The sequence below is a fragment of the Elioraea sp. Yellowstone genome, assembly GCF_006704265.1.
GTDB lineage: Bacteria > Pseudomonadota > Alphaproteobacteria > Acetobacterales > Acetobacteraceae > Elioraea.
Genome location: NZ_VIKA01000267.1, coordinates 1 through 1,845, shown reverse-complemented (window position 1 = coordinate 1,845; position 1,845 = coordinate 1). Strand labels below are relative to the sequence as shown.

Sequence of the window (1,845 nt, the reverse complement as noted above, 5' to 3'; positions counted from 1 at the left end):
GCCGCACCCGCCGCGCGTGCTCCCGCCGCGGCCGAGGGCCCGGCCCCGGTCGCGCCGCGCTTCGCCCAGCCCACCGCCGCGGAACTCACCGTGCTCGAGGACCTCCGCGCCCGTCGCCTCGCGCTCGAGGAGCGCGAGCGTTCGATCACCGAGCGCGAGGCCGTGGTGATCGCCGCCGAACGCCGCCTCGCCGAGCGGATCGCCGAACTCGAGCGGCTGCAGCGCGAGCTCGAGGCGCTCGACCGCGCCGCGCGCGAACGCGAGGACGCCGGCTGGCGCGGCCTGGTCAGGATCTACGAGACCATGCGCCCGCGCGACGCTGCGCGCATCTTCAACGAACTGGAAATGCCTGTGCTGATAGAGGTGGTCGAGCGCATGCGCGAGCGCAACGCCGCCCCGATCCTGGCCGGGATGAATCCCGACAAGGCGAAGGCGCTGACGGCGGAACTTGCGCAGCGCCGCGCCCGCTCGCCCAGCGAGGGCGGGGCGGGCGGCTGAGCGAGGCAGGCAGGCGGCCCGCACGGGCCCCGTCGGACAAGGAGCGTGGCCGCATCCATGGACAAGAACATGAACATCCTGATTGTCGACGACTACAAGACGATGCTGCGCATCATCCGCAACCTGTTGCGGCAGCTCGATTTCAACAACGTCGACGAGGCGACCGACGGCGCGCAGGCGCTGGCGATGCTGCGCAGCGGCAACTACGGCCTGGTGATCTCCGACTGGAACATGCAGCCGATGACCGGGCTGCAGCTCCTCCAGGAGGTGCGGGCGGACGCGAAGCTGCGCAACCTGCCCTTCATCATGGTGACGGCCGAGAGCAAGACCGAGAACGTGATCGCGGCGAAGCAGGCCGGCGTCTCCAACTACATCGTCAAGCCCTTCAACGCCGAGACGCTGAAGGAGAAGATCGAGAAGGTGCTGGTCCATGCCTGACGGCGGCAAGTCCGCCGCCCGTCCGGCGCTCGCCGACCGGCTCGCGACCCTGCGCGCGCGCCACCGTGACGCGACCACGCCGGAGGCGGTGGCCGAGATCGTCGAGCAGGTGCTGGCGACCATGACGGGCGACCTGACGGCCTCCGAGGCGACGCTGCTCGCCGAGGTGGAGCAGATCGGCCGTACCATCGCCGCGGCGAAGCAGGAGATCGCCTCGCTCCAGGTCGAGGACATCAACCGCGCCTTCATCCCCTCGGCGACCGACGAGCTCGATGCGATCGTCGAGGCGACCGCGCAGGCGACCAACGAGATCCTCGACTGCTGCGAGACCTTCGAGCGCGCGGCCGCCGAGCTCGGCGGCGCGCAGGGCGAGGCGCTGACCGCGGCGGTGACGCGCATCTACGAGGCCTGCAGTTTCCAGGACATCACCGGCCAGCGCATCACCAAGGTGGTGCGCACGCTGAAATCGATCGAGGAACGGATCGCCGCGATCATCGCGACCTTCTCCGAACGGATCCCGGAGGGCGGGGCGGCGTCGCGCCCGGCCCCCGCCGATGCGCCCTCGCTGCTGAACGGCCCGCAGCTTCCCGGCAACGGTGTCGATCAGGCCGAGATCGACCGCCTGCTCGCGAGTTTCGACTGATGCGCCTCGGCCTCCTGCTCGCCGTCTCGATCTTCCTGATCACCGGTGCCGCCCGGGCCGACGAGCAGGTCGAGGTGCGGGCGGGCAACCATCGCGCCTTCGGGCGGGTGGTGTTCGAGTGGCCGAGCAGGGTCGGCTACGACGTCCTGCAGGAGGGCGACCGGGTGCTGCTGACCTTCGAGCGCCCCGGCCGCTTCGCGACCGAGGGGGTCGAGCGTCGCCTGCCGCCCCAGGTCACGGCGCTCGCGGCCAACGGCTCGGCGGCG

At 71.2% G+C, this 1,845-nt stretch carries 4 protein-coding genes; all 4 read left to right on the top strand.

What is annotated here, in order from left to right; translation table 11 throughout:
- A partial coding sequence (locus tag FK498_RS18555; protein WP_141857165.1) for a MotE family protein occupies positions 1–498 on the top strand: 498 nt, incomplete at its 5' end.
- Positions 499–555: 57 nt separating this feature from the next.
- On the top strand, positions 556–936 hold the full coding sequence (locus FK498_RS18550) for a chemotaxis response regulator CheY (RefSeq protein WP_141857163.1): 381 nt from the start codon (positions 556–558) through the stop codon (positions 934–936).
- Positions 929–1,579 carry a protein phosphatase CheZ gene (locus FK498_RS18545; RefSeq protein WP_141857161.1) on the top strand — a complete coding sequence of 217 codons (651 nt, stop codon included), beginning with the start codon at positions 929–931 and terminating at the stop codon, positions 1,577–1,579. The genes FK498_RS18550 and FK498_RS18545 overlap by 8 nt, the downstream gene beginning before the upstream one ends.
- On the top strand, positions 1,579–1,845 hold a 267-nt coding region (locus tag FK498_RS18540), incomplete at its 3' end, for a hypothetical protein (RefSeq protein ID WP_141857159.1). The genes FK498_RS18545 and FK498_RS18540, both read left to right, overlap by 1 nt.